At 59.6% G+C, this 6,628-nt stretch carries 3 protein-coding genes and 2 pseudogenes; 2 read left to right on the forward strand and 3 right to left on the reverse strand.

Features of this window, described 5'->3' with window-relative positions; genetic code table 11:
* Window positions 1–109: 109 nt before the first annotated feature.
* Entirely contained in the window at window positions 110–769 is a 660-nt protein-coding gene (locus J7I92_RS21150; RefSeq protein WP_214843698.1) for a GntR family transcriptional regulator, read from the forward strand.
* 912 nt (window positions 770–1,681) lie between these two features.
* Here J7I92_RS21150 and J7I92_RS21155 read toward each other — a convergent pair.
* The 3 genes and pseudogenes from J7I92_RS21155 to J7I92_RS21165 form a co-directional block, all read right to left on the reverse strand.
* Window positions 1,682–2,191: a flavin reductase family protein gene (locus J7I92_RS21155; RefSeq protein ID WP_214843700.1), complete on the reverse strand. Its 510-nt coding sequence runs from the start codon at window positions 2,189–2,191 to the stop codon at window positions 1,682–1,684.
* A 172-nt stretch (window positions 2,192–2,363) separates the two neighbouring features.
* Window positions 2,364–2,913, reverse strand: a pseudogene (locus J7I92_RS21160) (IS3 family transposase).
* Between the two features lie 169 nt (window positions 2,914–3,082).
* Window positions 3,083–5,239 carry a glycogen debranching N-terminal domain-containing protein gene (locus J7I92_RS21165; protein ID WP_214843719.1) on the reverse strand — a complete coding sequence of 719 codons (2,157 nt, stop codon included), beginning with the start codon at window positions 5,237–5,239 and terminating at the stop codon, window positions 3,083–3,085.
* A 340-nt stretch (window positions 5,240–5,579) separates the two neighbouring features.
* Here J7I92_RS21165 and J7I92_RS24060 point away from each other — a divergent pair.
* Window positions 5,580–6,137, forward strand: a pseudogene (locus J7I92_RS24060) (IS21 family transposase); the annotation flags it as partial.
* Window positions 6,138–6,628 lie beyond the last annotated feature (491 nt).

Here is a 6,628-nt window from a genome sequence, read left to right on the forward strand (position 1 = left end):
CTGAATAGATGCAGAAAGCATGGCACCGTTCCCGGCCGAGACCGTGCTTTCTGCCGTACTATCGAATATGACTGTAAACAGTCGACTTACAACATTGAGGATAGGTGTCATGGCCGGACTGACAGCCCCGCTGCTGGGACTGGAGAAGCAAAATCTGCGCGAGCAGGCGCTCTCCGCGCTAAGGACTGCCATCACCAGCGGTGAGCTGGAACCCGGGCGGCACCTGGTGGAAACCGAACTCTCGGACATGCTCCGGATCAGCCGGGGAACGCTCCGCGAAGCACTCCGCCAACTGGCACAGGAAGGCCTTCTGTCCGCAGGGCCCCGCGGCCGGCTCTCGGTCCGGCACCTGGACGAAAAGGAAATCCGCGATATCTTCGCCGTACGGGCTGCCCTCGAATCCCTGGCTGCACGTACACTGTGCGAGCTCCCCGACCGCGCTCATGCCATCGCGTCCCTGCACCGGACGATTGACGTTATGGAGGCAGCCCAGAACGCGTCATTAGCGGAGCGTATCGAATCTGACATGGAATTCCACCGGACTCTTTGCCGACTGACCGGCAATGAAACCCTGCTGCACTCCTGGACCTCCCTCGAAGGCTCCATCCGGATGTCCATCATGTTCGCGGGACTGGAAAAGGGCGTCAAGAACATGAGCGTGAACCGGCACCGCGACATCATTGCTGCCATTGAAACCGGCGAACCATCCGTGGTGCGCAAGACCATCCGCGAACACATGGACACCGCAGCGGACAACCTCGTGTCCTAAGACACCACGCGCTCTCGGACTCGAAGTGCAACAGCCACCATCGTCGTCTGAAGCCTCACCATGGAAGTCCGCCGATATGGGGTCTTCGCTGGAACCGGAGTGGTCGGCGAAACCAGCCTGATTCAGGGACGCTTTGGTTCTAATCCCAGGGTGTCGACGACCGCGTTTGCCCGACAAACCAGGCGGTTTGAGGTGTTGATCCAGTCCCATTAAGCAATGGGTGAAGGTTCGAAGTGGGCCGGCAACCAAAGCGGCCGCCAGCAGGCGTCGTGCTACGCGCGCGGACCTCTCCCCCACAAACACAAAGACAGATGAACGCATCTAAAACGCAACTTGCCCTCAACCTCAAAAACTCCCAAAAGCCAACCCCCTCACCTCGAGGAAATGGCCTCAGACAGCTGGCTATACATGGATTCACGCACAGAGCCTACAGGTCAGTGTTCGTAGGCTGACGAAAGGTCCATTATCGGCGCTTCAAAATGAGCGGGGGGAGTGACTTTTTTTAACTGTCCCAAGCCGTGCAACCCATAAACAGCCGTTTCCGTCTGGCCGCGAGCTCCGGTGAAGATGGGTAGAAGACCGGAGCCCGGATCCAGGCGGCACCGAGGCGCATTGCGACCGACTCCGAAGACAGGCTGCCTGGCGGCGAGGGGTGCTTCGGTGCGGCCAACTTCCTTCTGCTGGTCCACGCCTGCCTCTACAGCTTTAGCGAACTTTTGCCGTTACCGTCGAAGGAAGGACATATCGTCGCGGAATTAGAACGGGCCGAACTTGACGCGAATTCAGAAGCCCAGCCCAGCGTAAGGCTGTAACGCACGTTTGAGCAGCTAGGCAGCCACTTCCACTAGGCCGCGGGGAAGAGTATCAGTGAGCAAAGTGTGGGCAGGATCCGGTGGCTCAAGCCCTATCGGGTCAGTGGCGAAGGAGCCCGGAGAACTCGTGATTTTGGAAGACAAGAGGGTCAGCAGCGCTTCCGGTGCTGAGATCGCGGACTCGGGCCAGAACGAAGTCATGGTCACCGACGGAGGTGACGTTTTCGATCTGGCATTCCATGGCTGCGACTGAACCGGCGACTAGTGGTGCACCGCATGGGCCCTGGTTCCAGAAATGTTCGGCGAACCGGTCCGCTTCCTTTTTGCCGAGCTTGCGACAGAACTGCGTCTGGCTTGCGGACAGGGCGCTGATGCCAAGCACTGTGGCCTCGTTGAGCTTTGGCCAACTTGAGGAGCCTTTGCCAACGAAGAAGCCAATCAAGCAGGGTTCGACGGAAATGAAAACGAACGATCCAACGATCATGGCGGCGCGTTCACCGGTAAGTTCGCATTCGCCCGCAATGACCGGCACGCCGGTGGGCACTTTGGACATGACGTCCCGGACCTGCTGCGGATCGAGGGTGCGGGGTTGTTCGGTGACGATAGTCATGGTGTCTCCCTTCGTGCCGAAGACCCGGAAAGCGATATTTCGCCTCCACCAGGCGTCTCTTTGATTCAAGTATCTTAATTCTAAGATATTTGAATCAACATAGCAATGGTCTGAAGGCGGATGGGTAAGGAAAACCAAACGGGACTGCCCCGGCTTTTGTTGACTCGGGGTCTTAGGCCGCTGTGAGCGCGGCTCGGTTGATGTTTCATGTTCGATGGGCGTGAGTTTTCCCAGCCGTCGTTGCCGTCGCCGGCGGTGGTAGGTCCGCTCGATCCAGGTCGTGATGGCAAGCCGGAGTTCCTGCCTGGTGGTCCACCGCTGACGGTCCAGGACGTTCTTCTGCAGCAGCGAGAAGAACGATTCCATCGCGGCACGCTATGTCTGCCGCGCCATTTTCCGTCAACTCCAGACCATCATGGCTTGACAGAACCCATAGAAAAGTCATTTTGGGTTGATGTCCGGGCCAGGTAGGCAGCAGCCCGGCGGAGAATCTCGTTCTCCTGCTCCAGCAAGCGGTTCCGCTTCTTTAGCTCCCGCATCTCGGCCGACTCCGCCGCTGCCGGGCCGGCTCCGGTCTCCTTGCGCTCGGCGATGGCGATCCGGCGCTTCAGCATCGTGACCGAAAGCCCGAAATCCTTCGCAATCTGCGCCAGCGGCGCTTCGACCTTGCGGGCCACATCAATAACATCCTGGCGGAACTCCGCCCCATAAGCCGTGGGCATGGTCAACATCTTTCCACGAGCATCAGCTCGCTAGGTCAAGGAGTCAATAAAAACGGGGGCAGTCCCCAAAAGGATGCCGCGCTTCCCCTGCCGAGGTATCCCAGCAGTTAATCACTGATGAAGCAGAAGCCGGAACACTGCTAGCGGATATTATGACGAGCTGGGTCGTTCAGTCCGGCCGCGGCGATCGAGTCAGGTTGTACAGTTCCATCAGCGGAGGACGAAGTCCCCGTCGAAGTTTCACATAATCCGGTAGCCCCTGGACTTGGACCGAATCGCTGTTCATATCGATGTCCAGCGAGAGCTTGGCATTTCCGGCGAACGGCACATTCTCCAAATGGAAGCGCGTGCCCGGCGGAAGTGCGGGAGCGAGCCACAACTCGTTCCAAAGAAGTGCGGGGTCAAAACGCATCAGTACGCGGATCAGATGCACTGGAGCCGCTGCCGCCCATGCCTGGGGGGAACATGAGGCTGGGTACGGAACCGGTACCGGGTGGCTCGCCTTGTCCAGGCCGCAGAACAGCTCGGGCAGTCGTCCCCCAAAGTAATCGGCAGCTCCCAAAAGCCCATACGCAATTGCCTGCGCCTGCTCCGTGAAGCCATATCTCATGAGCCCGCCCATGACCAGGGCGCTGTCATGGGGCCAGACTGACCCGTTGTGGTAGCTCGCCGGGTTGTACGCACCCATTGTGCTGGCGAGAGTCCGTATTCCCCAGCCCGTAAACATCTCCGGGGACATGAGCCGTTCAGCTACCAGCCCCGCCTTGTCCTGGTCCACGATTCCGGCCCAAAGACAATGGCCCATGTTGGAGGCGAGGGCGTCAACGGGCTTCTTTTCGCCATCCAGGGCGATGGCGAAATATCCTCGGTCAGGAAGCCAAAAGCGCTCGTTGAAGGCCTCCTTCAGTCTCGCGGCTTTGGCCGCACACGAATCAGCGGTCTCTGTATCGCCATGGGTAAGGGCGATCAGTGCCCGTCCCATATAGGCCGAGTAGGTGTAGGCCTGGACTTCGCACAATGCTATTGGTGGTTCGGCCAGTGTGCCATCTGCGAAATTTATGCCGTCCCATGAGTCCTTCCAGCCCTGGTTACGTAGCCCTTGGTTTGTGTGGCGCTCGTATTCAACGAAGCCGTCTCCGTCGCGGTCTCCGTAGTTCTCTACCCAGCCCAAGGCTCTGTCCGCGGCAGGGAGCAGGTCGTGTATGGCTTTAGATTCGAGTCCCCATCGGCTCAGTTCCCCCAGCACGGCGACAAAGAGCGGTGTGGCGTCAGCCGTGCCGTAGTAGATGCTGCGACCGCCCAGAGCTTGCCCGGTGCTGACGCCCAGACGCACCTCATGGAGTATCCGTCCCGGTTCTTCCTCCGTAAGTGGATTTATCTCCTTTCCTTGATAGTCGGCCAGTGTCCTCAGGGTGCCCAAAGCGAGGGATGGGTCGAGCAGAAAAGACATGAAGGAGGCGAGCAGGCTGTCCCTCCCAAACAAGGCCATAAACCACGGGGCTCCCGCGGCGACTACGACGCGGTCAGCGTGATCGGGGTTGAAGATCCGGAGGGAGCCCAGATCCTCCTGGCTGCGCCTGATTACTTTCTCGAGCGCGTCATCCCCGAGGTCTGCGACGGGCATTGCTGTTCGCCACTCGGTGATGCGTTTCAGAGACTGCTCGTCGCCAGGGACCTTTCCGTATAGGGAGGGCCCTGTGTCCCGGCTGCCGATGAGCGGCGCAGCGGTAACTGTGTGGGCTCGCTCGCCTTGTGCAGGGACTGTAAATGCGGATACGAAACTGCGCCCCTGAACCTGAGCGCCGGGGAAGGTCAGGACGATCCCGTGGCTGTTGCCTTTCCATTCGGAAGCCAAGATTAGCTTCTCCCCGTCAGAGCGCCGTGACTGTTGCCATCGCCGTGAAGGCCTGCCTTCTTTCACCTCAAACAGGTCCGCAAAATCAGTGTCTACGACTAGCTCCATGCGGCAGTTAATAGGCTCACGGGAGTAGTTGCGGACGGTTACAGTTTCAGTCAGACCGGCCCCGAGGATTCGTTCGCGTTCGATCAGCAACGGACTGTCCATCCCTCCGTTGCTGGCGGCCCTCCCGACGAACTTGGCGCGGTAAGGCTCTGGTGTCGCAACGGAAAGTGCTTCGATAGAGCGGCCGTTAATGGTCAGGTTCCATTCCGCGATGAAGCGGGTGTCGTTGAAGAAGGCTCCCTGCGGCCGGCCCGCGGTCATGTCGCCGTTCGCCTCAGAAATGCAGAATGAGGATCCCTCAAGAAGAGTAACTGCCCCTGGCCCGGACGATCCTGCTGCGTTGTTGATATTCCATCCCGGAATCTCTCGGCCCTCCCAAGCTTTCGCTGGCCACGCTGCCTAGCAGCACTTGCTTAGAACTATGCGGGTTTTTCAGAGCGGAGACAAGAGAAAACAGTCTCACGTCTAGGGTGCCAATCACTCTCAGCGTGCCAGCGCCCAGCACGCCAGAGCGGCAGCTGGCCGGACCGAGACACGTTATGTTGGACGAGCTGGCCTGATTATGGCAGTTTGTTTGGAGACCACTTCTGCAGTTTGGTTGGAGCCCACTTGGCGGCTCGCCGGTCGATGAATCGCAGTTTGACTTGAGCCCACCCCACCGTTGATTTCATCAGGGTTGTTTTTCCAACAGTGGAAGGCAGTGATGGAGTTGAGGGTGGAGCTATTTGCCAGGATCCGGCGGGACGCACGGGTCCATGGATCATCAATCCGGGCGCTGGCCAAGGAATACCGGGTTTCCCGCAGGACTGTCCGTCAGGCCCTCGCTGCGGCTGAACCACCAACCCGGAGAGTCCCTGCCCGCGCGGCTCCGAAACTGGACCGTTGCAGGTCCGTCATTGATGACATGCTCATCGCGGATCTCGATGCCCCCCGGAAGCAACGCCATACCGCGCAGCGTGTTTTCGACCGTCTGGTTGACGAGCACCAGGCGGTGATCTCGTATTCGACGGTCCGCCAGTATGTGAAGGCCCGCCGTGCAGAGATTGCGTTCGAGTCCGGGAAAGCAGCCGTTGAGGTGTTCATCCCTCAGGAACACGCGCCCGGCGCTGAAGCCGAGGTCGATTTCGGGGACGTGTGGGTGGATCTGGATGGCGTCAGGACCCGGTGCTACATGTTCGCCTTCCGACTTTCGAATTCTGGGAAATCTGTCCATCGCGTATACCCAACCTGCGGGCAGGAAGCATTCCTGGAAGGGGCGGTTTCTCACCAACGTCGCAACAGGTTTGCCGTGAACGTATCAGGTGAGGGTGGGGGCCGGCTCTGATCCCGCAGGTCCACCTGCACTTCGACCCCGCGACCCAGTCGGCTCGTCTATCTGCTGGCCAGAGCGGCAGCCCGTTGGCACGGCAGCGGATGGACTTCCTCATCCTGTTCTCCAGCAGACATCGCGTGGTCCTCGAGGTCGACGGGAAGCAGCACTACGCGAACGGCGATACCGGCGAGCCCAGCCCTCTACAGCGAGATGGTCTCCGAGGACCGACGGCTCAGGCTCGCCGGCTACGAGGTCTACCGGTTTGGCGGGGCCGAGTTGATTTTAGGTAACTTTTTTGTACCGGGCAGCGGACCCGAACGGTCGGGGCGGGCAAGGAATGCATAAGGTTGCTCTCAACTTGCCCGCCCCGTGTTACTGGTGGTGCTCTGGTCGTCTCAAGCTGTCCGACGACCAGGTGTTACTGGTGTTGCTGTATCCGT

This window comes from Arthrobacter sp. ISL-72 (genome assembly GCF_018613755.1).
Classification (GTDB): Bacteria; Actinomycetota; Actinomycetes; order Actinomycetales; family Micrococcaceae; genus Arthrobacter.

Bases quoted from the DNA above. Each gene is read 5' to 3' on its own strand.
- J7I92_RS21150 (WP_214843698.1), top strand. From the start codon at position 110: ATGGCCGGACTGACAGCCCCGCTGCTGGGACTGGAGAAGCAAAATCTG.
- J7I92_RS21155 (WP_214843700.1), bottom strand. From the start codon at position 2,191: ATGACTATCGTCACCGAACAACCCCGCACCCTCGATCCGCAGCAGGTC.